At 52.0% G+C, this 25,295-nt stretch carries 21 protein-coding genes; 16 read left to right on the forward strand and 5 right to left on the reverse strand.

Going from position 1 to position 25,295, the window contains the following annotated elements; genetic code table 11:
- Positions 1-157 precede the first annotated feature (157 nt).
- The 8 genes from IEX98_RS14355 (at position 158) to IEX98_RS14390 (ending at position 10,374) form a co-directional block, all read left to right on the forward strand.
- Positions 158-1,225, forward strand: coding sequence for an LCP family protein (locus tag IEX98_RS14355; protein WP_229692189.1), 1,068 nt, complete (start codon positions 158-160; stop codon positions 1,223-1,225).
- A 34-nt stretch (positions 1,226-1,259) separates the two neighbouring features.
- Positions 1,260-1,682, forward strand: coding sequence for a CBS domain-containing protein (locus tag IEX98_RS14360; protein ID WP_188889905.1), 423 nt, complete (start codon positions 1,260-1,262; stop codon positions 1,680-1,682).
- Positions 1,683-1,776: 94 nt separating this feature from the next.
- Positions 1,777-3,711: an amidohydrolase family protein gene (locus IEX98_RS14365; RefSeq protein ID WP_188889906.1), complete on the forward strand. Its 1,935-nt coding sequence runs from the start codon at positions 1,777-1,779 to the stop codon at positions 3,709-3,711.
- A 268-nt stretch (positions 3,712-3,979) separates the two neighbouring features.
- Positions 3,980-4,897, forward strand: a complete 918-nt coding sequence (locus IEX98_RS14370; RefSeq protein ID WP_188890257.1) for a DUF2232 domain-containing protein — start codon at positions 3,980-3,982, stop codon at positions 4,895-4,897.
- A gap of 18 nt (positions 4,898-4,915) precedes the next feature.
- On the forward strand, positions 4,916-6,877 hold the full coding sequence (locus IEX98_RS14375; RefSeq protein ID WP_188889907.1) for a DHH family phosphoesterase: 1,962 nt from the start codon (positions 4,916-4,918) through the stop codon (positions 6,875-6,877).
- Complete coding sequence (gene rplI, locus IEX98_RS14380) at positions 6,874-7,320, forward strand: 50S ribosomal protein L9 (RefSeq protein ID WP_188889908.1); 447 nt, start codon at positions 6,874-6,876, stop codon at positions 7,318-7,320. The genes IEX98_RS14375 and rplI overlap by 4 nt, the downstream gene beginning before the upstream one ends.
- A 200-nt stretch (positions 7,321-7,520) precedes the next feature.
- Positions 7,521-8,885: a replicative DNA helicase gene (gene dnaB / locus IEX98_RS14385; RefSeq protein WP_188889909.1), complete on the forward strand. Its 1,365-nt coding sequence runs from the start codon at positions 7,521-7,523 to the stop codon at positions 8,883-8,885.
- 199 nt (positions 8,886-9,084) lie between these two features.
- Complete coding sequence (locus IEX98_RS14390; protein ID WP_188889910.1) at positions 9,085-10,374, forward strand: adenylosuccinate synthase; 1,290 nt, start codon at positions 9,085-9,087, stop codon at positions 10,372-10,374.
- Positions 10,375-10,419: 45 nt separating this feature from the next.
- Here the strand turns inward: IEX98_RS14390 and IEX98_RS14395 are convergent, their stop codons facing one another.
- The 4 genes from IEX98_RS14395 to IEX98_RS14410 are packed head-to-tail and all read right to left on the reverse strand — an operon-like array spanning position 10,420 to position 14,538.
- A complete protein-coding gene (locus tag IEX98_RS14395) occupies positions 10,420-11,565 on the reverse strand; it encodes a GerAB/ArcD/ProY family transporter (protein WP_188889911.1) in 1,146 nt (381 codons plus the stop codon).
- A 17-nt stretch (positions 11,566-11,582) separates the two neighbouring features.
- Positions 11,583-11,807: a hypothetical protein gene (locus IEX98_RS14400; protein WP_188889912.1), complete on the reverse strand. Its 225-nt coding sequence runs from the start codon at positions 11,805-11,807 to the stop codon at positions 11,583-11,585.
- Positions 11,804-13,000, reverse strand: a complete 1,197-nt coding sequence (locus IEX98_RS14405) for a Ger(x)C family spore germination protein (protein WP_188889913.1) — start codon at positions 12,998-13,000, stop codon at positions 11,804-11,806. Before IEX98_RS14405 ends, IEX98_RS14400 begins: the two co-directional genes overlap by 4 nt.
- Positions 13,001-13,005: 5 nt before the next feature.
- Complete coding sequence (locus tag IEX98_RS14410) at positions 13,006-14,538, reverse strand: spore germination protein (RefSeq protein ID WP_229692190.1); 1,533 nt, start codon at positions 14,536-14,538, stop codon at positions 13,006-13,008.
- Positions 14,539-14,692: 154 nt separating this feature from the next.
- Between IEX98_RS14410 and IEX98_RS14415 the strand changes: the two genes are divergently transcribed.
- From IEX98_RS14415 to IEX98_RS14445, 7 genes are all read left to right on the forward strand, one after another.
- Positions 14,693-15,409 carry a hypothetical protein gene (locus tag IEX98_RS14415; RefSeq protein WP_188889914.1) on the forward strand — a complete coding sequence of 239 codons (717 nt, stop codon included), beginning with the start codon at positions 14,693-14,695 and terminating at the stop codon, positions 15,407-15,409.
- A gap of 144 nt (positions 15,410-15,553) precedes the next feature.
- Complete coding sequence (locus tag IEX98_RS14420) at positions 15,554-17,110, forward strand: M23 family metallopeptidase (protein ID WP_188889915.1); 1,557 nt, start codon at positions 15,554-15,556, stop codon at positions 17,108-17,110.
- 154 nt (positions 17,111-17,264) lie between these two features.
- Positions 17,265-18,029, forward strand: coding sequence for a response regulator YycF (yycF, locus tag IEX98_RS14425; RefSeq protein ID WP_188889916.1), 765 nt, complete (start codon positions 17,265-17,267; stop codon positions 18,027-18,029).
- 2 nt (positions 18,030-18,031) lie between these two features.
- Positions 18,032-19,873, forward strand: coding sequence for a cell wall metabolism sensor histidine kinase WalK (gene walK / locus IEX98_RS14430; protein WP_188889917.1), 1,842 nt, complete (start codon positions 18,032-18,034; stop codon positions 19,871-19,873).
- The gene (locus tag IEX98_RS14435; protein WP_188889918.1) at positions 19,870-21,441 is read left to right on the forward strand and encodes a YycH family regulatory protein; all 1,572 of its coding nucleotides are present in this window, start codon (positions 19,870-19,872) and stop codon (positions 21,439-21,441) included. Before walK ends, IEX98_RS14435 begins: the two co-directional genes overlap by 4 nt.
- Positions 21,442-21,481: 40 nt before the next feature.
- On the forward strand, positions 21,482-22,231 hold the full coding sequence (gene yycI, locus IEX98_RS14440; RefSeq protein ID WP_188889919.1) for a two-component system regulatory protein YycI: 750 nt from the start codon (positions 21,482-21,484) through the stop codon (positions 22,229-22,231).
- A gap of 91 nt (positions 22,232-22,322) precedes the next feature.
- A complete protein-coding gene (locus IEX98_RS14445) occupies positions 22,323-23,129 on the forward strand; it encodes an MBL fold metallo-hydrolase (protein ID WP_188889920.1) in 807 nt (268 codons plus the stop codon).
- Here IEX98_RS14445 and IEX98_RS14450 read toward each other — a convergent pair.
- The gene (locus IEX98_RS14450) at positions 23,098-23,340 is read right to left on the reverse strand and encodes a hypothetical protein (RefSeq protein WP_188889921.1); all 243 of its coding nucleotides are present in this window, start codon (positions 23,338-23,340) and stop codon (positions 23,098-23,100) included. The genes IEX98_RS14445 and IEX98_RS14450 overlap by 32 nt on opposite strands.
- Positions 23,341-23,772: 432 nt before the next feature.
- On the opposite strand from IEX98_RS14450, the gene IEX98_RS14455 reads away from it, so the two are divergent.
- On the forward strand, positions 23,773-25,146 hold the full coding sequence (locus tag IEX98_RS14455) for a S1C family serine protease (protein ID WP_188889922.1): 1,374 nt from the start codon (positions 23,773-23,775) through the stop codon (positions 25,144-25,146).
- Positions 25,147-25,295: the final 149 nt, after the last annotated feature.

The raw sequence follows: 25,295 nt of genomic DNA on the forward strand, positions 1-25,295 counted from the left end.
ACTTTACTAAAAATAAAAGAAGATTTCGGCGAGAGTTGTATAAATTGGTAGAGTGATGTTGTAAAAGTTTTGTAACTCTTCAACGAATCGTCTCGTTTACAATGGAGAAGGTGCACGAATGTGTTCATTAGACTATAGTTAGGGGTAGACATCTCCAATGAAAAAGAACATGAAAAAACGCTGGACTTATACAATAACGATAGCCGTTGCTCTGCTTGTGCTTGGTACGACCGCTTATGCAAACCGGACTTCGCTAGCTTTGCTTGGCTTCAACTTGTTTCTATCCGATTCGGTAGAGAAGAGTTTGGAGAACAGCTATAAACCGTTGGAAGGCCGAGAGCCTGTAAATGTCTCGAAGACGAATGAATTGCAGAAGCCTTTCTCTGTCCTGCTGCTGGGCGTTGACCAGCGCGGCAAGGAAACGGGACGTTCTGATACGATGATCTATACGGTCGTTCGTCCGAAAGACGGAGCGATTCTGATGGTGTCGATACCACGGGACGCGTACGTCGACATTGTAGGCAAGGACAAGGAAGATAAAATCACTCATGCCTATGCGTTCGGCGGTGCGAAAATGGCGGTGGAGACGGTCGAGAAGCTGTTCGATGCTCCAGTCACCCATTACGCAGCCATTAATTTTGCCGGATTTCGGGATGTGATTGACGCTATGGGAGGAATTTCGCTCCCGATTGAGAAAGATTTAGTGAACAAAGATCCTGATCATGAGCATTTTATTGTGAAGGCTGGCCAGGACTCCTATAACGGAGTCGACGCACTGAATTATGTTCGCTACCGTGAGGATGCAGGCGGCGATATGAGCCGGACTGAGCGTCATCAGACGTTTCTGAACGCGATGATGGAAAAAGCATCTTCAATCGGGCAATGGACGAAAATTCCGGAACTCATGGAAATTATGGGCGGAAACTTCAATACGGATATGCCGCCGAGCCAAATGATTGATCTGGCAAAAGCCATGCTGCAATCCAATAACCGCACGATTTACAGCCATACGCTAAAAGGCGAAGGACACCGGTTGAAGCCGGGCGGTACGTGGTACTTTTTTAACGATGAAGAAGATTTAAGCCAAACCAAGACGATGATTCAAAGCTGGTTGAACGAGGATACAGCGAAGAGCTCGCTAACGCTGCCGGACAAATACGTCTCTAAGACAACAAAGCCGGTACAATCGCTCTCGGCCAATCAAGGGACGGAATCGTCCAGATAAAGAGAGAGAACTAAGAAACGGAGTTGAATGACGGATGAATATTGCGTTTTTTCTGCTGCCCAAGCAGGAGGTAGTCACCGTAACGCAAGAAGCAACGCTCAGACAAACCCTTGAGAAGATGGAGCATCACCGCTATACCGCTGTACCGATTATTGATCATAACGGCGGCTATGCGGGGACGGTGACGGAAGGTGATTTGCTCTGGTTTATGAAGAACCGGCCGGGCATTACGTTCGAGACCGCCAATCGGGTGAGCCTCTCTGAGGTGCCGCTGCGGCTTAATAACCGCTCCGTGCGCATTGATGCCAATATGGAAGATTTGATTAGTCTGGCCAAGCTTCAGAACTTTGTGCCGGTCGTGGATGATATGGAACGATTCATTGGGATCGTAAGAAGAAGCGAAATTATCGATTATTGCCAGACGATTATGCAGGGCGCCGCTGCAGTAGAGGCGTAGCCGTGAAATGTTGATCGGACCGCTGGTCTATTTTTCCAAACATTGGGGGACAATAGGGCCATACCATACGGTTTGAACTTCAGGAGGGGCTTGCATGTCGGATAAAAAGCGCCAAAGAGACGGAAACCGCAGACGGTTCCGTCTCTTTGGCTTATTGGCGGTTATTGTAGTCGCACTGTATCCAGGCTGGTACGGCCATGGCCTTGGAAAAGAGAGCAAGGACGGAGGCCGGGCTGTAGAGAAGATAAGCAAGCCGGCTTCGGTCGTTCAGCAGCAATGGACGGAGGAGGAGCTTGCGAGGGAGTATGATATCGTCATCGCGGGCGGCCGTGTCATTAATCCGGAGACGGAGCTCGATGAGAAGGGCTGGAATGTCGGCATTAAGGGCGTGGAAATCGCGATCGTAACGCCTAAGCCGCTTAAAGGGAAGCGGGTAATCGATGCGAAAGGGATGGTCGTAGCACCGGGGTTCATCGACAATCTGTCGTATGATCCCAATCCGCTTGGTGTGTGGCAAAAGATTGCGGACGGCGTAACGACTAACATTGCTATGCACGGCGGCACTTCGACGCCTGCGAAATGGTATGACTACTATGAGCGCAATGAGACACCGCTTCATTACGGCGCCTCATTCTTCTATACGCAGGCGCGTAATCAGTTCAGGCTGGGGCGTTATGACAGCGCGCAGCCGGATCAGATCGGCGAATTGGCGCTGCAAGCCGAGAAGGCGCTCAATGACGGCGCATTAGGCATTTCGTTCAGCCTGGAATATGTGCCGGGCATATCCGCCGCGGAAATTATTCCGCTCATGGAGCTGGCGCATGAATATAACGTTCCGGTCTATTTCCATGCCCGTTATTCGGATATGGAGCAGCCGGGTACGAATATCGATGCGATTGAGGAATTGATCGGCTATGCCGAGAAGACCGGCGCAGCCGTCCATATTGATCATATCAACAGCACAGGCGGCACATTCTCGATGAAGCAGTCGCTGGCTCTGATCGACCAGGCTCGCGCCAAAGGGCTGGACATTACTTCTTGTGTCTATCCCTACGATTACTGGGGGACGTATCTCAATTCGGCACGATTCGATGAAGGGTGGCAGTCCAGATTTCGGATTTCCTTCACCGATCTGCAAATCGCAGGCACGATGGAGCGGCTGACGGAGCAATCCTTCGCCCGGTACCGGTCGGAAGGCAAGCTTGCTGTCGCCTACGCGATACCGGAGCAGGATGTCGTCGATGCATTGAAGGCCCCCTATGTGATGATTGGCAGCGATGCGATATTGGAGCCTGGCTTGAACAATCATCCCCGGGCTTCCGGTACGTTTGCAAGAACCGTGGGGCTGTATGTCCGGGAGCGGGAAGCTATATCGCTAATGGATGCGATAGCGAAGATGAGTCTGCTACCTGCGCAAAGGCTTGAGAAACAAGCACCGGCACTTCACCGGAAGGGCAGGTTGGCGAAGGGAATGGACGCGGATATCGTAATCTTTGATTACAACACGATCATCGACCGCTCCACGGTTGAGAGCCCAGACCGTTTGTCCGGAGGCATCCGTGATGTGCTCATTGACGGGAAGCTTGTCATGGAGAACGGGAAGCTGAACAAGCGGACCCGGGTCGGCGAGCCGATTCGCAGCCAGTTTGTCCGGCTTAAGGGTACTGCCGGACAATTGCAATGGTCGGGCCAGCAATACCCGGTCATTTCATTCTACGGCCAGCCTTATGCGGACATCGGCATGCTGAGCAAGCATGGTTATAGCGTGACTTGGAATGAGGTCCAGCATAGGTATACGATTAGTTCAGCTAAAGGCGCGTTCTCTGGCCGCGGAGCAGACAAGTCAGCAATCGAAAAGCTCCCTGTCGGTGAGTTGATGTTAGAGCGGGGCTACGAAGCGGAGTTAAACGGCGGAGAACGGGTGCAGCTGCTATCGGTTGGGAAGCGGGATTATATGCCGTTATCGACATTTAAGCAGCTTGGCTATACCGTAACGAATGATAATGAGAAGTGGATCGTAGGAAGTTAAGTGAAAGCGGCGGTGCAGTTAGGGCATAGTGTGGCTCGGCAGCGCCGCTGTTTTATTTGTATGGCCGCGGGTCTGGAGGGGATTTCTTCGGCTGCTATGGAGCAAAACCTGAATCCCGTTCGCGGGGAACGGTAAAAATAAAGGCATAAGGCGATGGAAGAACGAACCGTTTGCGGATGGGGATGCGGGGCGGAGCTTTTGTGTTATAATGGAATGTGCAGGTAGGCTTGACTATTAATTGATAATGCTGATGATTATGCGTGCAGAGGTGAAAGGTTTGAAACCCGGATTGAAATCGGTTTTATGGAGCGGAGCGGCATTGCTCCTTATTTTGTTGCTGGCAGTGCCTGGTCTTAATTTATTGTCTGTTCTGCTATTGATGGTGCCTTATGTCGTGTTGTTCAGCACGCTGTCGGCAAGATCCTTCTTGCTGCATCTGGTCCCGGTGTGGGTTATAGCGGCCATTGTTATGGGGCCGGGCATTTTGATCGTAGCGTTGTTTTTCCTAATCCCATCTATCGTGATGGGGCAGCTGTACAAGCGGAAGGAACCGGCCTCTAGAGTACTCAGGATGACCTTTGTGGCCGTACTGGCTTTATTGCTGCTGGAACTAATCGTATTTGAGTATATTTTGAATTTGTCGATATTCGATCAGATGCGTACGGTCGTACGTGACATGGTGTCGGATTTGCGCAGCAACAATTTGTTGCCGGCTGTATGGACGGATGATTATACCGATCTTATGATCCGCATGATGATCAACTCGATTCCGGTCGCTTTCATGATGATCGCATTCATGTACTCGGTGGTTACGCACTTTATTGCCCGCCGGATCTTGAATGCCAAGGCATACGGTATGGAGCTGCCGGGCACTCCGGAGGCGAAGGACTGGAAGCTGCCGCGCTCGCTTGTCGTATTCTACTTAATCGTCTACGTGCTGGATCTGTTTGTGTCCGTAGAGAGCAGCTCGTTTCTCCCTATCGCGTTAATCAACCTGATGCCGCTGCTGCGGCTCGCGTTTGCGATTCAGGCTGTCGGATTTTTCTTCTTCATTGCCCATGAACGGGGTTGGCATAAAGTGGTTCCCGTACTGATTGCGATACCGGTACTGTTGTTCCCGCCGCTAAGCATTATTGGCGTGCTGGACGCCGCTTTCCCAATCCGCAAGTCGTTTAAGAAAACATAGCACGGGAGCGAAAAGGAAATGCCGAAGTTTCTTGTCACGCGATGGCACGGAATGCATCAGGTCTGGGCTTTCGCATTAATGGTATTGATGACGGTGGCGCTTGCCTGGTATCAGTGGATACTGGGCCTGATCGCCCTGCTGCTGACGATTGCCGCAGGCGTCTACACGGTGCTTGCGGAACGGGCGTTCCGCAAAGATTTGAAGACTTATTTGGGGACGTTGTCCTACCGGGTGAAAAAGGCGAGCAACGACGTCATCACCGAGCTGCCCATAGGCATCATTCTGTATAACGAAGAGAAGACGGTCGAATGGCATAATCCTTATATCTCGCAAATGATGTTTCAGGATTCGGTCGTTGGGCTGCCGCTGGGGGAATTGTTTCCTACGCTGCAGCAGGCCAAGGACCGCGAGGGAACGGTAGAGGCTACTTTCGGGGGCCGGATTTACCAGCTGTTGTTCAAGCAGAAAGAACGGATTCTGTATGTAACCGATATTACGGACAACTGGCAGTTGAACAAAAAGTATGATGATGAGAAGCTGGCGCTTGGTGTTGTGATGATTGACAGCCTGGAAGAAGTAACTCAAGGCATGGATGATCACCAGCGAAGCTCGCTGCAAGCGAAGGTGACGACAGAAATTACGGAATGGGCCCAGCGCTTCCATATTTACTTGAAGCGGCTGACGTCGGACCGGTTCCTGCTCATTACCGATCAGAAAACGCTGCGTCAGTTGGAGCAGTCCCGATTCGTCGTGCTGGATGAAGTTCGCGAGATGACCGGTGATCAGAAGATTCCGATTACACTCAGCATCGGCTTCGCCGCTGGAGCGGAGAGCATTGTGGAGCTTGGGCAATGGGCCCAATCCAGTCTCGACATCGCGCTTGGCCGCGGCGGTGACCAGGCTTCCGTCAAGTTTGGCGGAAGACAGTCTTTCTATGGCGGCAAATCCAACGCCGTGGAGAAGCGGACCCGCGTTCGGGCCCGCGTCGTAGCCCATGCGCTGCGCGATTTGATTCGCGAGAGCAGCAACGTCATCATTATGGGTCATAAGATGCCGGACATGGATGCCGTCGGGGCCGCCATTGGTGTACTTAAGGCAGCACAGATCGGCGGCAAGGAAGCTTATATCGTATTGGAGGGCATCAATCCCGCCATTCAGAAAATGATGGAGCTGCTGCGCGAGGATGATAAGTTCGCCAAACGTTTCGTCACGCCAGAGCAAGCGCAAGGGCTAATGGATTCGGGAACGCTGGCCGTCGTCGTCGACACGCATAAAGCTTCAATGGTGAAAGAGCCGAAGCTGCTTGGCTTGACGAATAAAATCGTCGTCATCGATCATCATCGGCGGGGCGAGGAATTCATCTCCAATGCGATACTCGTCTACATGGAGCCGTATGCTTCATCCACCTGCGAGTTGGTGACGGAACTGCTGCAATACATTCATGACCGCATCACGCTGGACGTGCGCGAGTCAACGGCGCTGCTAGCCGGCATAACCGTTGATACGAAAAGCTTCTCGCTGCGAACTGGCGCGAGGACGTTCGAGGCCGCGTCATTTCTGCGCCGTAATGGCGCAGACTCGATGATGATTCAGCGCATGCTGAAGGAAGATCTCGAGGAGTATGTGAAGAAAGCCGAGATCATTAAGCATGCCGGCGTCTATTATGAGCACATCGCAATCGCGGTGGCGGAGCCCGGACGCAAGGTATCGCAGCTGCTGATCGCGCAGTCGGCAGATACACTGCTCAATATGACCGACATCTTAGCCTCATTCGTTATTGGCGAAAGGCAAGACGGCTTGATCGGCATTAGCGCCCGTTCGCTGGGCGCAATGAACGTGCAGGTCGTGATGGAGCGAATGGGCGGCGGCGGGCATTTGACCAATGCTGCTTCCCAACTGGAAGGTACAGTAGTAGAAGTAGCCGATAAGTTAAAGCAAGTATTAGAAGAAATCGAAGCGGAAGAGGGGTTATTTGAATGAAAGTGATCTTTTTGAAAGATGTGAAGGGTCAAGGCAAAAAAGGCGATATTAAGGATCTGTCGGAAGGTTATGTGCGCAATTTTCTGCTGCCGCAAGGGCTTGCCAAGCTGGCATCCGATGGCAACCTGAAGACGCTGGAGGTTCAGAACGCCTCCGAAGCGAAACGCAAGGCACAAGAGAAAGCCGATGCTCAGGAGCTGGGCAAGAAGCTGGAAGAGGTCACGATCGTCATTAAAGCGAAAGCGGGCGAAGGCGGCCGTCTGTTCGGTGCCATTACAAGCAAGCAAATCGCTGAAGCTCTTGCGGACCAACAAGGGATTAAGGTCGACAAGCGCAAGATTGAGCTGGACGAACCGATTCGTACGCTGGGCGTAACGCAAGTGCCGTTGAAGCTGCATGTTGACGTGAAGGCAAAGCTGAACGTTCAAACCTCTGAGGAATAAATTCGTACCTATTGAATAGAACTCAACAGCAAAGGTGCAGTTGAAAGCGACTGAAAGTTGGGCTTTAGAGCTTTTTGAGCGATCAGCCTGCACTTTTGCTTTTTTACTAGACGATAGAGTTGGAAACAACCTGCACGATGACAGGCAGGTCATGATCCTGTAAACTTTATAAGTTGCATGACAACCTTTAGGAGGGAACCATGAGTACAGAGCTGATGTTTGATCGTGTTCCGCCGCAAAATTTGGAGGCGGAGCAGGCCGTTATCGGCGCTATTTTGCTGCAGTCCGAGGCGCTTATTACATCGATGGAACGGGTACGCAGCGAAGACTTCTACGGCGTTCCTCATCAACGCATCTATGAAGCGATGGTCGAGCTGGCAGAGAGCAACCAGCCGGTTGACCTCGTCACGCTGACCGCGCATTTGCAGGATCAGCAGCTGCTGGAAGAGATCGGCGGCGTATCGTACCTCGCCAAGCTGGCGAATGCGGTGCCGACGGCAGCCAATGTTGACTATTATGCGCAAATCGTCGAAGAGAAATCGATGCTTCGCCGCTTGATTCGTACCGCAACGAATATCGTCTCCGATGGTTATGCCAATTCCGATGAAGTGAGCGTACTGCTCAGCGATGCGGAACGCAAAATTCTTGAAATCTCGAACCGCCGCTCCAGCAGCGGCTTCATCTCCATTCGCGACGTGCTGATGGAAGTATTCGAGAAGGTCGAGACGCTTTATAATACGAAGGGCCAAGGGATGACTGGTATCCCTTCGGGCTTCACCGATTTGGATAAAATGACGTCAGGCTTCCAGCGAAGCGACTTGATCATCGTGGCTGCCCGTCCTTCCGTAGGTAAAACGGCGTTCGCGCTCAACATCGCGCAAAACGTCGGTGTCCGCGCCCGCGAGACCGTGGCAATCTTCAGTCTCGAGATGTCCGCGGCACAGCTCGTCCAGCGGATGATCTGCGCAGAAGCGAATGTCGACGCCGGACGGATGCGGACTGGTTATCTTGAAGGCGATGACTGGGAGAAGCTGACGATGGCGATTGGCGCATTGTCTGAGGCGCAGGTCTATATCGATGACACGCCAGGCATCACCGTCGCGGATATCCGCGCGAAGTGCCGCCGTTTGAAGAAGGAACGCGGTCTGGGCATGATTCTGATCGACTACCTTCAGCTCATTCAAGGGCGCGGCAAAGCCGGCGAGAACCGGCAGCAGGAAGTATCGGAAATTTCCCGTACGCTGAAGCAGATTGCCAGGGAGCTTGAAGTGCCGGTTATTGCCTTGTCTCAGCTTAGCCGGGGTGTAGAGCAGCGGCAGGACAAGCGTCCGATGATGTCTGACCTTCGGGAATCCGGTTCGATCGAGCAAGATGCCGATATCGTCTCCTTCTTATACCGGGACGATTACTACGATAAAGAATCCGAGAAAAAAAATATTATCGAGATTATTATTGCCAAACAGCGTAACGGTCCGGTCGGAACGGTAGAGCTTGTTTTCCTGAAAAACTTCAATAAATTCGTAAGCCTTGATCGATCGCATGATGATCCTTCGCAAGCTTCCTAGAATGCTAGAGTATATCCGAACAATTGCATGGGTCTCTGTGCAATTGTTCGTTTTTTGTTTGACTTCTTTCCAGTAGACTGCTACACTAATATTGCTGTCTTTCTGACAATTGACGGGCTGCTCCTCAGTCGAGCATCGCGTACTATGTTCACAGACGGTAAATTTCGATGTGTTCAAACATCGGACGGGGGTATGTTTTATGTCTACGGTAGTTGTTGTCGGTACGCAATGGGGAGACGAAGGGAAAGGCAAAATTACCGACTATTTGGCGGACGGAGCAGACGTAGTTGCTCGTTACCAAGGCGGTAACAATGCCGGACACACCATTCTCATCGACAATAAAAAGTACAAATTAACGATGATTCCATCAGGTATTTTCAATCACAATAAAATATCCGTAATCGGCAACGGCATGGTTATTAACCCGCAAGCGCTGATCGACGAAATTAACTATATTCATGACAATGGTTTTTCGACCGACAACCTGAAAATCAGCGATCGCGCGCATGTCATCATGCCGTATCACCTCGTATTGGACGGTTTGGAAGAAGAGCGTAAAGGCGATAATAAAATCGGTACGACCCGTAAAGGTATCGGCCCTTGTTATATGGACAAAGCGGCGCGCAACGGCATCCGTATTGCCGATCTGATGGACGCTGAAGAATTCGAATCGAAGGTTCGCCGTCTCGTTATTGAGAAAAACCAAGTGATTCAGCAAGTATACGGCGGTGAGCCGCTGGAAGCCGACACTATCGTTACGGAATACTTGGGCTATGCCGAAGTGCTTCGCAAATACGTAACGGATACTTCCGTTGTATTGAATGATGCGATCGATGCTAACAAAAAAGTGCTGTTCGAAGGCGCGCAAGGCGTTATGCTTGATATCGACCAAGGTACTTATCCGTTCGTTACTTCGTCAAACCCGTCTGCGGGCGGCGTATGTATCGGATCGGGCGTTGGCCCATCGAAAATCCAGCAGGTTATCGGGGTAGCCAAAGCTTACACAACTCGCGTAGGCGACGGCCCGTTCCCTACGGAACAAATCAATGAGATTGGCGACCTGATTCGCGATAAAGGCCATGAGTACGGTACCGTTACTGGCCGTCCGCGCCGTGTAGGCTGGTTCGACAGCGTTGTTGTCCGCCATGCACGCCGTGTTAGCGGCATCACAGGCTTGTCGCTCAACTCGCTTGACGTAATGAGCGGCCTTGAAACCGTTAAAATTTGCACAGCTTACAAATACCGCGGCGAGACGATCGAGCACTACCCGGCAAGCCTGAAAGTATTGGGCGAGTGCGAAGCGGTATATGAGGAGCTTCCGGGCTGGTCTGAAGACATTACGGGAGCGAAGACGCTGGAAGATTTGCCGGTTAATACGCGCAACTACTTGAACCGCGTATCCGAGCTGACAGGTATTCCAATCGCGATCTTCTCCGTAGGCCGCAACCGCGAGCAGACGAATCCAGTCGTATCGATCTACGGCGAATAATAGCATATAGCTTTCAACTATAGGATGGTCCCTGCGGGGGCCATCCTATTTGGTTTGCTCTGCCTGCTGCGTTTGAGGAGAGGCTGACGCGTTGCTGGTCTTATGCTGAGAAGCCGGGGTCATTCCTTTGCGCACCCAGGCGGCTACAAGCAACAGGAAGGGCAGGCCAATTCCGCATAAGGCATAGAAGGCAGGAAAGACGAGACTGTCGAACTGGGCAAACTGTGTCGTCTTAATATCCCATACGCTCATGAGCAGCAGCAGCATCCCCACGGGCCATATGAGCGGACGGTAATCAGGCAGCTTGAGCCATTGGGCTAATCCGACTGCGGCGCAATAGTAGCCATACATAATCCGTAAAGCGAAAGCGACGACCCATATCATCATGACAATGGACTCTAGATGCTCAAAAAATTCACTGAAGCTGACAAAGCGGGTAATGACCAAAAACGGATAATGATACATGGAAGCCGCGTCCCCCAGAATGGAGGTGATGCTCCAATTGGTAGCCGCTAGCAGCAGACATAGCAGAATGGGCGAGAGCATGCTCCAGCGCATCAATTTGTCCTGATTATGGACATTTGGAATATAGAAGGTGGCGAAGCAAAAGACGGCGTACCAGAGCTGAAGGGCGCAGCCGCCCCAGAAGGATGGCAGAATGCCATGCTCGAAGATGGGAAGAACCGGCTTCAGGTCAGGAAACAGCGGAACAAAGATGACCACCATCATCAAGATCGGGAACGGGAAGAACAGGACGGGAAGCCGGCATATGACCTCGATTCCGCTATTCACCGCTGCTGCGCAGACGAACACGATGCATACCCCAAGAAAGAGGGGAGGCGTCCGAGGAAAAAAGGAATTGCTCAGAAAATCCGTCATCTGCCGGATTACATAGCCGGTAGTAAATAGAACAAAAAACAGAAAGAGAAAGGAAATGGCCTTGCCGGCTATGCGGCCCAAAATCGCTTCGGCATATTGAATGAGGTTCTGCCCGGGATAAAGGCGGTGCAGTTGGATCATGATCCATAGACAGGCGATGCCGCCAATGAGGCCCCAAAAGGGGGCGATCCACATATCGAGGCCGGCAAAAGAAGCTGCGACGCTTGGCGACGACATGAGGCCGGTACCGCTGGAGGCCAGATACATGAGCAAGCAAAGCTGTGCGGCAGATATGCGGCTTTTCTTTTCCACGGGCAAACACCTCCGGTTTATTGATGGGGGACATTCGGTATAAACGGTTCCAGAACCGTCTTAATGAGCGTGTCCGGGCCTGGCAGGTCAGAGTGAATGGATACCGCTATGGACATCGCCCATACAGCCAGAATTAGAAAAGTAAAGGCGGCTTTGGTCGGGCGATCCGGAATGCGGCGCCATTCCAATACAAAGATGAAGGCAGCTGCAAGTGTTATCAACACGATCCACCTGATGCTCATGGGCCTTCGCCTTCCTTCCTCGACTTCGATAAAGATGTATTTTTACCGATCAAGCCCGTTCTTAGAATGGTCATTTCGGTTTCATACTCGACTTCAATGGCGGGAAATATGGTCTTCCAATTCAGTTTGGCGGTATCGTATTGCTTCGGGTAATGCCGATGATATTCCCTCGCGAACAAGAGAACGTCGGTATTGCTCTTTTGAGCCGTTTGAACGGCACTGCTTATTCTTTTTGTAATGACGCCCTCGAACAGATCTTCCAGCTTCTCTATGTTCTCCAGCTTCGTAACATCCATGGACGATGTGCTTTGCACCAGGTCTCCCTTTGTTGTAACCGTCACTTTCATCCGCCACTTGTTCCCTTGAATAGATGGCGTCAAACGGCAGCGGGTATCGAGAAGCTGAAGGGATACGACACCCGGGTCGTCATCGCCGGGCTTTGCGGTCAGGGTGGCCGTCATGATCTCGTTGCGAAGCCAGAGCAAGCCGCGCGTTTTCTGCTGGTTATACCAGTGATTCAGCTTCAAATCCTGGAAGGAGGCATAGCCGCCTAGATATGGAGTTGGCTTGTTATCACTAGTTTTCATAGACACCCAGGGAATAACGGTTGTATGCACATCGCTTCCTAACTGCACGATTACATCAAGCAATTTAATATCAAGCCCGGATTGGAGCGCCGACATTTCACGAAGCACCTCAGAGCTGTTGCGCTCGATATGCGGTTCCCATTGCAGGATGCTGTCGGCATTTCCTTTGCTAATGTACATATTGGCCCGTTCGCGGGGATGGGGATGGCGGGTCAGGAAATCCATCGGGTCCTGAATGCCATGCTTGGCAAGCTTTTCTCCGAAAACGAATATATCTGCTTGTCCCCAGAAAAACTTGCGCGACAGCAGCTCTTGCAGTTTGGAGGCGGCATCTGCCGTATTCAGTCCGACCGCGCTTTCGAGAAGCGGCTGTTTTCTTTCATTGCTGGGGCTGCCGCCCATCGTAGAGCTTTCGGAAGAGCTGCCGGGATCAAAGATTTGAATCGTAAGCTTGATTTTATTGTCGTCGGTAAGGTCGAAGCCAGCTCCGGTTACGATGGCCAGATCATTCACTTCCACCCGGTCCCAGCAGCCCGTTGTTAAAAGCAGGCATAGTGATGTTGCGAGAGGGATCGATAAGATGCGATACATCTTTCGTATGGCCATGTCGATCATCCTTTTTTTAATCTAGAGTGGTGAGGCCGAACGCGCAGCTTATTCCAGATGGAACCTGTTAAATGCGGCCGTTTGTTGAGCGCCCAACTAGGTGCCCTTACGAGCGTGTCTTTAAATTGCTCAAACTGGATCGGTGAGAGCGGAGACAGATAGGGAACGCCGAAGGACCGGAGCGACAGCATATGAACCACAATGAACACGCCGGCCAGTACGATGCCATACAAGCCTAAGAGGCCCGCGCAAAACATGATCGGGAACCGGATGAGCCGGATAGCCAGTCCAAGCTGGTAATTGGGAATTAAAAAGGAGGCGACTCCGGTGATGGCAACGACCATAATCATCGGCGAAGACACGATACCGGCGGAAATCGCCGCCTGCCCGATAACGAGCGCGCCGACGATGCTCACGGCGGAGCCGACTTGCTTAGGCAGCCGAATGCCGGCTTCGCGCAGCGCCTCGAACGTTACTTCCATTAATAGTGCTTCGAAGAGGGCGGGAAACGGAATTTGCTCACGAGACTTCGAGATCGTCAGCAGCAGAGCGGTCGGAATCATCTCCTGATGAAAGGAGAGAACAGCAACATAGATAGACGGCATCAGGATGGCTATAAAGCTGATGAGCAGCCGCAGCCAGCGGATACCGGTAGCTACGAAGGATCGCTCGTAGTAATCCTCTGACGATTGCATGAGTGTCAGAAGCGTTACTGGCGCAATAAGCGAGAACGGTGAACCGTTGACAAGCAAGGCGATTCGTCCCTCCAGCAGGCTGGAGACGACAACATCGGGCCGCTCCGTCGCTTGCAGCTGCGGAAACAGGGACAGCGGATTGTCTTCAATCCATTCCTCGATGTGATTGCTGTCGACAATGCCGTCTACATCGATATCCTTCAACCGCCGCTCCATCTCTTCAACTAGGTTGGGGTCCGTTACTCCTTCAATATAGGCGATTGCGCATGTCGTCTTCGTATAGCGTCCAATCGAAAGCTTCTTCAGCTTGAAGGCTGGCGTCTGCAGTCTCCGGCGAATCATGGACAGATTCACATGAAGTGTCTCTATGAAGCCTTCTCGCGGTCCGCGCACGACGGTCTCGGCTTGCGGTTCCTCGATGGCACGCATCTGCCAGAAAGGGATTGCGAAGAATGCGCCTACCGCTTGTCCTTCCAGCAGCAGCAAAGGATTGCCGGCGCCGAGCTCGTCAGCAGCTTTTTGTATCGTACGTACGCTTTGTGAAGAAGAGACGGAAATGCGTTGAATGACGGCTTCCCAGCCGAGCTCGCCGTCTGTTCCATCTGTTTTGAGCGGGGCGAGTACATGGCGCTCCAACTCTTTCGTATCGGTAATGCCATCGATATAAACGAGCAACGCAAGAGGGCCATTCCGAATCGTAAATTCATGAAATACAACGTCAGAGGCATTCTCGAACAGCTGACGCAGCACGTCCGTGTTGCTGCGCAGACTGGTTGAGATTGGCCTAGCCAGTAATTCACGCTGCATTTGAAGAATCGATTCCAGCCCTTTGTTGTCGTTCAACTCCTATCCCTCCGCTTCCCGAAACATAGGAGTTAGATTGCGCAGTTATTATCCAAAACATACAATCCATTCCAATAATGTCGCTGCTAAAGGGAATGTATGCTCCTATTGTTGACCATAATGGTTGATAGAGCATAGAAGAGGGTAGGGAAGGGTGAGCGCAATGTGGAAAATGACAGGCTGGCTGGCGAAAACAGTAGCGGCCGGGCTTATCATAAGCTTTCTATCGATTTGGACGACAGGCTATATTGTGAACAGCTATGTCGAAACGTTGCTGAAGCAATACAACCTGCCATTGGAAGTCCAGCCTATGGCGCTATCTGGTGTATGGGGCAAGCTCTGGGGCGCTGAGCCGTCAACTCCCGCCGGCCAGAAGCAGCCTGCCGATAGCGAAGCGATAGATGGCGGGGATGGAGACGGAGACGGTCAAGGGAAAGGCAACGGCGACGCTCCGGTTGCAATCGACGCGTTCGGGAAGCCGGAGTCAGAGACCCCTCCGCTAACCGATATTGGGATTGGCGGCGGCAGCAAAGCAGAAGGCGGAGCTGCAGGTGAAAGCGGGGCGGGCGGGATCAGCACTGGCCAAACCGAAGGAAAGGTAGAGGCGGGCGAGGAACCGCTGGAGGGAACCGAGACAGCCATCACAACTGAGGATTTGAATCAAGTGAAGGATCAAATGAGTGAGACGGATAAGGACGAATTGTTCGGATTATTAATGAGCAAGCTGCCTCAGGATGCATGGCAAACGATCTCCGGGTATATGGAGAATGGCCTTACGGAGCAAGAGCTGACGGCTGTTCAGCAGATTATGGCCCAGCATCTGGATACGGAACAATACGAACGAATGATGAATATTCTGAAAAAATATTAATCATTAACTCTATCAGGAATCCTTGCCCGTGTTAATAGGCTTATGTTAAAGTATTAGGCGAATGATCCGACAGGATTTTCGCCTTTTTTTTACTCTCAAATCTAGGAAGAAAGTGGCAGTACCACTCTCGAAAAGGAGACGATCATGAGCGAGTTTAGGCCTAAAGATCGAATCCGAAAGTCATGGAACGCAACCGTTCAATTCTTTCGGCAAGCTCGACCGCAACAAAAGCAAGGCATGATTCAGCAGCAATCGTCAAGTGAGACAGCGCCATGGTGGCGAACGAAGACGGCAATGATTACGGCAGGAATTGTCGTTATCGCAGCAGCAGCCGGCATCGGCGGAACCCAATATGTACAAGCCAACACCGTTGATTACTATAATGTATATAGAGATGGAACAGTCGTCGGATCGGTAAGCGATCCATCTGAAGTGGAACAATTGATAGCGAAACAAACCGAACAGGTCGAGAACTCCAATCCGGAGCTGCGGATGGTTCTGGACGCAGGCACTATCACTTATACGAGTGAAAGTGCTTTCAAGGCAGTACCGGAGACGGAAGCGACTCTTGGCAAGCTGGCGGGAATGTTCAACTCCCATGCGGTAGGCGTAGAGCTGAAGATTGACGGCAAGACAGTAGGGATCGTGAAGGATCAGGCAACAGCTGACGCCATTCTGACCCGCGTGCAAAGCAAATATGCGCCCCAGCTCGCATCTGCAAAGAAAAAGTCTGGCGAGGTCACAACGCTTTCTTACAGCGGTGCGGCAGCGAAAGCAAGCAGGGAAGACTCTGCTAAAAACGGCGTCGAACTCAAGGCCGTGCAATTTGTAGAAGATGTGAAGACGACAGACGTCTCTATCGATCCAAGCAAGATTGCGAATGCCGATGACCTGTACAAGCAGCTCATTCAAGGCAGTATTCAACCGACAAAGTATACGGTTCAACAAGGCGACTGCATCGGCTGTATTGCGGAGAAGTTTGATATTTCCCCGCAAGTTATCTATGACAACAACCGGTGGATTGAGGAAGACAAGATTAAAGCCGGCGACGTGCTTGATTTGACTGTGCTGCAGCCGGAGATTACCGTTAAGACGATTGAGAATGTCGTGGAGACCGTCAAGATCGAGCCGCAGGTGGAGATTCAGAAGAATGCCAGCATGCGGGCGGGAGAGACGAAGACGATTCGCGAAGGTACGAGCGGACAGAAACGCCTTACATACCGCATTGTGAAGCAGAACGGTTATCTGGTCAGCGAGGAGCTGGTGGATAGCGAGGTGTTGGTTAAAGCTATTCCTTCTATTATCGTTAAGGGTACGAAGGTGATCCTTGGCGAAGGAACGGGCAAATTCGCTGTTCCCGTCAGCAATTGGTCGCTATCGAGCAAATACGGTCAGCGTTGGGGCCGTTCGCATAAAGGCATTGATATAACCGGCAACAAAACGATTAAGGCATCGGATAATGGTGTCGTTACGTTTGTCGGAACGAAGAACGGTTATGGCAATACGGTTATTATTGATCACAAAAACGGCTATGAAACGCTTTACGGGCATTTGAGCTCCTTCGATGTGAAGGTAGGCGACATTGTAGAGAAGGGCGATAAAATCGCTATTATGGGCAGTACCGGCCGTTCGACCGGCGTTCATCTGCACTTCGAAATTCACAAAAACGGAAGCGTACAAAACCCGTTGACGTACTTATAATTAAAATCATCCGGAATACCGCTCAGGCTGGGGCCTGCGGCGGTATTCTTTTTTTTGCCAAATGCTGCAATGAAGGAACTTTAATTGTGAACGCGGGGCGTCCATATGGTAAGATAGAAGCATATTATGAGGACAAGCGACAGGCGGTGTGACGATGCACGGAAAAATTTTGGTGGTCGACGACGAACAGCCGATTGCAGATATATTGAAATTCAACTTGGAGAAGGAAGGCTATGAGGTTATTTGTGCTTTCGACGGCGGCGAGGCGGTTCGGCTCGCGACGTTGGAGACGCCCGACCTGATGCTTCTCGATCTGATGCTTCCCGTGAAGGATGGCATGGATGTGTGCCGCGAGGTGCGCTCAAAGCAGCTGCAAATGCCGATTATTATGCTGACAGCGAAGGATACCGAGATCGACAAAGTGCTCGGTCTGGAGCTGGGCGCGGATGACTATGTGACGAAGCCGTTCAGTACGCGAGAGCTGCTGGCACGGGTGAAAGCGCATTTACGCCGTCAGCAGAAAGCGGCGGAATCAGCGGCAGCTTCCACAGAAGCGGGACAGGCCGGCGATGGCGCTGCCCAAGCGGAGCCGGAGAAGCAGGGCCTCAAGCTGTTCAACCTTTTTATCGATACAGATATGTATGTGGTCTACAAAGACGAAGAGCCGCTCGATCTGACCCATCGGGAGTACGAGCTCGTCTACTATATGGCGCGCAACAGCGGCAAGGTGATGACGCGCGAGCATTTGCTTCAAGCGGTATGGGGCTTCGAGTATTTCGGCGATGTCCGCACAGTGGATGTGACGATCCGCCGCTTGAGAGAGAAGATCGAGGATGATCCGAGCCGTCCGGAGTACATTATGACGCGGCGCGGCCTCGGCTATATGATGCGCAATCCGAAGTCGGGAGGGTTCGGCTGACGATGAACGGCAAGCGGTTTTTTCGCACCATTCAGGTCAAGCTCGTCATCATTTATTTGCTGCTGATTCTGGTTGCGATGCAATTGATCGGCGTCTATTTCATCAGCACGATGAAGACGTCGCTGACGGATAATTTCACGAACAACTTGAAGGAGCAGGCCGATATTCTGTCCAAGCTGGCAGCCCGTAATTTGGCGATGAAGCCGAGCAGCGACAGCGAAGCCAGCAGTGAGAGCGCGGAGGACCTTAGTCTGGTTGTGCGCAATTTGTTCAGTATCAGCGGCACGGAGGTGCAGGTGCTGGACGGCAACGGGCGGGTTGTCGCGACTTCGCTGCAGGTGGCGGAATCGTATATCGGCAAGAAAAATACGTCGCTTGCGGTTAGCCGGGCGCTGCAAGGTATTTCGGACAATGAAGAAGAGGTCATCGACGAGAATGGCGTGCGGAAAAAAATTATCGCACTGCCCGTAACGTACAACGACAATGAACGCGTTGTAGGGGCCGTCTATATGGTTGCGTCCATGGACAGCTTGTATGACACGGTAAACCGGGTCAATCAGATTTTTTTCTCCGGTTTGCTTATCGCTTTGGGCTTAACCGGTTTGCTGGGCATTCTGCTCGCGCATACAATTACGAGCCCGATTCAAGGACTGACACGGCAAGCGACGGCGGTAGCCGAAGGGAAATTTGATTTGCAAGTGCCGGTACTGGGCGATGATGAGATCGGACGTCTTAGTATGGCCTTTAACGATATGACCAAACGGTTGAAAGAAGCCTTGTCAGTCAACGAGGAAGAGAATGAGAAGCTGGGCTCCATTCTATCGAATATGAGCGATGGCGTTATCGCGGCCGATGAGCATGGACAAGTGATCATCTGGAACCGCAGATCTCTGGAAATGCTTGAGGTGCAGAGCTGCGAAGGCTGCAGCTTGTCCGAGCTGCTGGGCTTGACGGATTCTATGCTTCGCGAGCTGCAGCAGGGCAAGCAGCAGACTGTTATTTTGTCGCGTGAGCAGGAGACCGATGAGCCGGAAGGCGTGCTTCGGGCCACATTCACGCCGATTCATCGGCGTGACAAGGGGATTACAGGCACTATTGCGGTTCTGCAAGATATTACGGAGCAGGAAAAGCTGGAGCAGTCGAGACGGCAATTCGTTGCCAACGTATCGCATGAGCTGAGAACGCCGTTAACGACGATTAAGAGCTATGCGGAAGCGCTTGATGACGGCGCGCTCGAGGAGCGTGAGCTGTCCGAGCGGTTCGTTGGCGTCATTCGCAACGAGACGGAACGGATGATTCGTCTCGTAACCGATCTGCTGCATTTGTCGCGGCTGGATTCCAATCAGGCGCCGCTTCGCAGACGGCAGACGAATGTTCATGAAATGCTGGACGAGGTAGCCGACCGTTTCTCCTTCCAATTGCGGCAGAAGTCGATTCGGGCTTCTATCCGGGTGGATCGGAGTCTGAAGACAGCATGGCTGGACCGAGATCAAATTGATCAAGTACTGGATAATTTAATGTCCAATGCGATCAAATATACGCTTGATGGCGGCACGATTGAGCTGGGAGCGCAGAAGCCTGATCCGTCGTCGATTGCAATCAGCGTCAAGGATACGGGTATCGGCATTCCGAAGAAGGATTTGTCACGTATATTCGACCGTTTCTACCGGGTCGATAAAGCCAGATCGCGCAATATGGGCGGCACAGGCCTTGGTCTGTCCATTGCCCGGGAAATTGTAAAAGCGCATGGCGGCACGATCTCGCTCAGCTCGGAACTGAATGAAGGCACCACCGTGACCTTCACGCTCCCGGCACTGCAGCAAGAGGATGGTGAATCCGCATGATTGAGAGAGCGAAGACGACGCTGCTGGTGCTGCTCGTAGGGCTAAGCCTGCTGCAATCCTATCTTTTGGCTTACAGCATGCCAGGTCTAGGCGCGACGGTAAAGACGGAGCAGGACTATATTAATGCAGAACCGCTTGGCGAAGAAGCTTCTGTGGAGGATGTTGTGTTTCCAGAGGAGCTGGTTATTCACTTCGGCGGGGACAAGCACACGGTGCTGTATCCAGGCTCGACGTTCTATGACATGATTCTGAAGGAACGGATTCAAGGCCGTGAGTTTAAAGGGTTTCAGCGCAATCCGGTCAACGTGCTGAATTGGGATGAAGTACGAAGAAATGATATCGGCGTGGAGCTGCGCTTCCATAACGGCATACCCGTCGATCTGCTGAAAAAGCTGTTGAAGGTGCAGGGCGATCTGCTGTTTCTTAATGAGACGATCGACCGGATCTGGATTTTCAAGACGAAGGATACAGAGGATGTACGGACCTTCTTCTTCACTGCTGACGGCGAGAAGGTTTATGAATCGGCGCAAGCGGATTTAACAGTGCGCGACGTTCAGGACTACGTCGGCTTCGGGGAGTATCAGACGAAGTATACGGTGACAGCGGACGGTATCTACTTGCCGGATAAGCCGATGCAATCCGTTGAAATGGTATTTCCTTACGAGGTTTATTCGCCGGATCTGATGCAGCGGAACCTGTTCTTTGATCCCGGCACGACGAAAGCGCTGGAGGACCGGAACGGCTCGCAAATTTTCACCGACGGCAAACGGGGACTGCAGGTGGAGCAGAACGGGAAGTGGATTACGTATACCAACCCGGCAGCATCACAAAGCAAGGATAATTTGCTAGGCGACAATGTATATGCATCCGTCGAGTTCATCAATGAGCATGGCGGGTGGGATGGTGTACACCGCTTCGTGAATGCCAGTCCGGATAAGGACGGCAAAGCAGCTAAAACGATTATGTTCCAACAATATTTAAACAATTATCCGGTTATTGAAACGCGGAATTTCCAATACGGCACAATCCGGCTGACCTTGCAGCAAGGTACGGTGACAGATTATACCCGGTCATTGATTACACTGGCAGACAAAGCGAAGTCCCGGCAGGCGAGATGGCTGCCCGGCGGCGACGACTTGCTTAAAGCTTTGGAGAAATATGAGCGCCGTTCGGAAGCAGTGCGTGTCTTCCCAGCGCTGCAAGCGCAGCCGATGGAGGACAACGAGCTGCGGTTCGTTCCGGTATGGGGCGTGCTGCTCAAGGACGGCACGAATGATGTGCTGCTTCAAGCTTATCCGGCAGGCTACACACCGCCGAAGACGGAGGATGAAACGATGGCTCCGCCGGACGGGAAAGCAGCGGATTCTGCAGGCGGAAAAGAATCGGCCGACGCATCGGTTGATGCTGGTGCGAATGAGAATGCGGTGTCTGGCAAGTCCGGGGGCAGCGGCAAAACGGCAAGTACAGATGGGGGCGGCAGCGCTTTGAATAAGACGGGAACGGCTGCAGGCTTGAATGCGGGCACGATGAAAATCAAGCTTGGGGGCAATGCGGCGCTGCCAAGATAAGCAAGCAGCGTAATAGAAGCGGAAGCGGAGGTGTTGACCGTTGGATTGGGGCAGAGCGAAGAGCGTACTTATTATATCGTTTCTGCTGCTGAATATATTGCTGGGCTATCAGCTCTGGGGTGATATTCGGGAGCAGTTGAACGCAAATAAAAATACGGCGGAGCTGCCGCAGGAGACGGTCGCGATCATGAAGCAGAAGCGGATCGAGCTGGATGCGACGCTGCCGCTGGAGACGCCAAAGCTGCGTGACTTGACCTATTCATTAACGAACGGCGGCCCTGAGGCGCAGAAAGAAGTGAAGCTGGCGCAGCCGGTGGACAGCAAAATTATTTTCTCGCCTTCGGAATTGCAAAAGACGCTGGGCCATATCATTCCGGATCTCGATCAGTACCGGTTCGATATTACAATGAGTACGGACAAGGTATGGATGCTTTACCGGGTCGCGGATAATCGGCCTATGTTCGATGTTAAGCTGGAGTTGTTCTACAGCAATCAGAAAATTACGAGCTACAAGCAGGTGCGCGTTGATGTGCTGGGGCCCGGGGAGACCAAGGAGCAAACGGTGCTTCCGGCATCCAAGGCGGTTGCTCCGTTCATCGAACGCAATCTGCCGGATGGCTCGATTATACGGGATATTCAGCTTGGCTATCATGGTCAAACGTTCGATACCGAGACGCAAGTGTCAGCGCCTTATTGGCGGGTGCTGATGGATGATGGCATCGTTTATTATATCCATGCGATCAGCGGGGAAGTTGCGCAGGATAAAGAGCAGCAGCAGCTAGATAAATAGTGTGATGGAGCAGTAGCGGTAGCGGGTAGGGATCAGCTTTCATGGGGCTGGTTCTGATGCAGGGCAGGGGAGAAAGGACAAGACGGCAAAAATGGGACTTTCGTTTACAGTATTGGGGAGCGGCTCGACGGGCAATGCGACTGTCGTTAGCAGCGGGGATAAAATGGTATTGGTCGACGCAGGGCTAAGCATGAAAAAGATGGACGAGCTGATGCGCGGACAAGGCGTATCCGGCCATCAGATTGATGCATTGTTTGTTACGCACGAGCATTCCGACCATATTAAGGGGCTTGGCGCGTTCGCGCGCAAATATGAGCTTTCGATCTATGCGAATGAGGCAACATGGGGCGGAATGGAACGCCATATCGGGACGATTGCACCGGAGAAACGGGTCATCATGGAGACGGGCGAGAGCTTCACCTTCGGCTCGATGAAGGTACAGTCCTATCCGATTTCGCATGACGCAGCGGAGCCCGTCGGCTATACGTTCGAGTGCGATGGCGAGAAGCTGAGTCTGGCGACGGACCTTGGCTATATGAGCGATAAAGTGAAACGGGAAATCATAGATTCTGATGTACTCGTATTGGAGTCGAACCACGATACGGAAATGCTGCGGATGGGGCGGTATCCTTGGAATATTAAGCGCCGCATTTTAAGCGATGTTGGCCATCTCTCCAATGTAGCGGCCGGAGAAGCGCTTTGCGAGCTGATCACGGACCGGACGAAGCGGGTGTACTTGGCCCATCTCAGTCTGGATCATAATATGATGGATCTGGCGATGCTGACTGTGAATTCGATCTTGGAGAATAACGGCATGTTCTATAAAAAAGAAGAGCATCCGCTCCGCGCGACCTATCATGACCGGCCTACGGCATGGGATGAAGTGAGGCGGAAATAAGCGAATCCAGCTCGGCATCGAGCTGTTCGGCTTTCAGAGCAAGCTCTTCGCGGGTAAGCAATCCTTTGTCGACGAGCAGCTCCAGCATGGCACTGAGGGTCAGAACCGTACGGTAATGCTCGTCCTTCAGATCGGCGACTTTTGCAGCTAACTGCACTTGCTCCCAAGCGGATGGCGAGGCAGATTTGGAACCGGATTTCGATATTTTCATATTGAGAAGATGCTCCTTTCATAGTGAGGAAATAATTGTATAATGAAGTGATTGAATCTATTATTATTTTAGTCATATCTTCCGAAAATATTCCTAGAAAGAAAGATTCATATTCGCATGCGCGAAACGTTTCAAAGAAGCGTATATTTGGGTAAAAGTAAGAAAAGGATTGTTGCTCTGAAATGCGGCTGGGCCGCATAGGTTTATAGTAGCTTGGTGCAGGGTGTATGAATTCGTCCGGGCAGCTGGCAGTAAGAAACATACATACTAGATTGTTGGAAACATTATCGGGTTGCCGGTTTGAAGTCTTTTCGTTAACTTGAGAGTAACGGACAAAATAATATAGCAAGAACGAGAGAAGTCGTCACATTGGCTTATTAGAGATATACAAATAATCTTGATGCCTCGTCCGGCATCGAGAGGAGCGATCAAATGGGATTATTCGATGACGATTTCTATTCCACGAAAGTATCAAGGCGCGCACGTTCTTCCCATCGGAAGGACGATCGGCTTTTTTCCAATAGACGCGGCGGCCGCAACTGGTCGAATGTCCGCATAGCATTTATTTCTTCTTTTACGAGCGCGGTTGCTGCAGTGCTGTTGTTTTCCGTGTTTGTCGGCGGCGGTCATAACGGTGGCGGCACCGGTACAAGCGCAACAGCGGCTGCAACGGTAGCCGCCAGCGATTCGCTGGAGCAGCGGACGATTCAGGCATCGGCAAAGGTGAGGCCGGCGGTTGTCAGCATCGTGAATGAACAGCGTTTCCCTTATGGGTTTGGCTCAGTACCCGAAGATGACGATAACGGCGGAGGCGATGGTGCCACCGATGATTCGAAGGGGAATAAGGGATCAGGTAGCGAAGGAACGCTTCAGGAGGCTGGCGTAGGTTCTGGCGTTATTTTCAAGAAACAGGACGGCAAAGCTTACATTATTACGAACTATCATGTTGTGGTTGGTGCGGAGTCGGTGAAGGCGATTCTCGTGAACGGTGAGCGCAGAGACGCCCGTGTTGTGGGACAGGACCAGATTACCGATCTTGCGGTGCTGGAGATTGATGCGAAGGGCATTGACGCGGTTGCGGAGATCGGTGATTCATCCGGTTTGCATGCTGGGGAGTTTGTCATCGCAATCGGCAATCCGCTTGGACTTGGCGATTCACTGTCGATGGGCATTGTGAGCAAGACGCGGCAAATCGTGCCGGTGTCCTTGAATCAGGATGGCGTCTACGACTGGGAGCAGGAAGTGATCCAAGTGGATGCTTCCATTAACCAAGGCAACAGCGGCGGACCGCTGATTGATCTGAATGGCCGCGTTGTCGGCATTAACAGCATGAAGATCGCAGATATCGGCGTGGAAGGGCTTGGCTTCGCCATCCCGATCAACAATGCGATGCCGATTATCGATAGTCTGATGGCTAAAGGGTACGTGCCTCGTCCGTACTTGGGCGTATATACGATGGATTTGGAGCAATACTTTGCTCAGCAAGGGGCAGCAGGCTCCGAGGGCGGTTCCGGAGATACGGAAGGCGGATCGGATGCAGAAGAGCCGGTGCTTAAGCTGCCGGATGAGATTTTATCGGGCGTTATTGTGCTGGAGGCAGTAGGACCGGCCAAGGATGCCGGACTGAAGTTCAACGATGTCATTACGAAGCTCGACAAGCAGAGTATCGGAAGCACGATGCAGCTGCGCAAATATTTGTACGGCAAGAAAAAGATCGGCGATGAGATCGAAATTACGTACTATCGCGACGGCAAGGTGAAAACCGCGAAGTTCAAGCTGAGCGAGAAGACGAATGAAGATGATTAAGGGTTGAAGCGGGCAGGCTAGTTGTAGAAATTGTGGAAGTTTGCTCAGTGATGCTTATCGGCGTATGTACTCGCTGTATTTGCGGCTCGTTCAGTTCATTGACTGATGCAGTCGGCTGTAATGGAGTATTTATTGCTGTAGTGCAGTGT

It is taken from the genome of Paenibacillus radicis (ex Gao et al. 2016) (assembly GCF_014641555.1).
GTDB classification, from domain to species: domain Bacteria; phylum Bacillota; class Bacilli; order Paenibacillales; family Paenibacillaceae; genus Pristimantibacillus; species Pristimantibacillus radicis.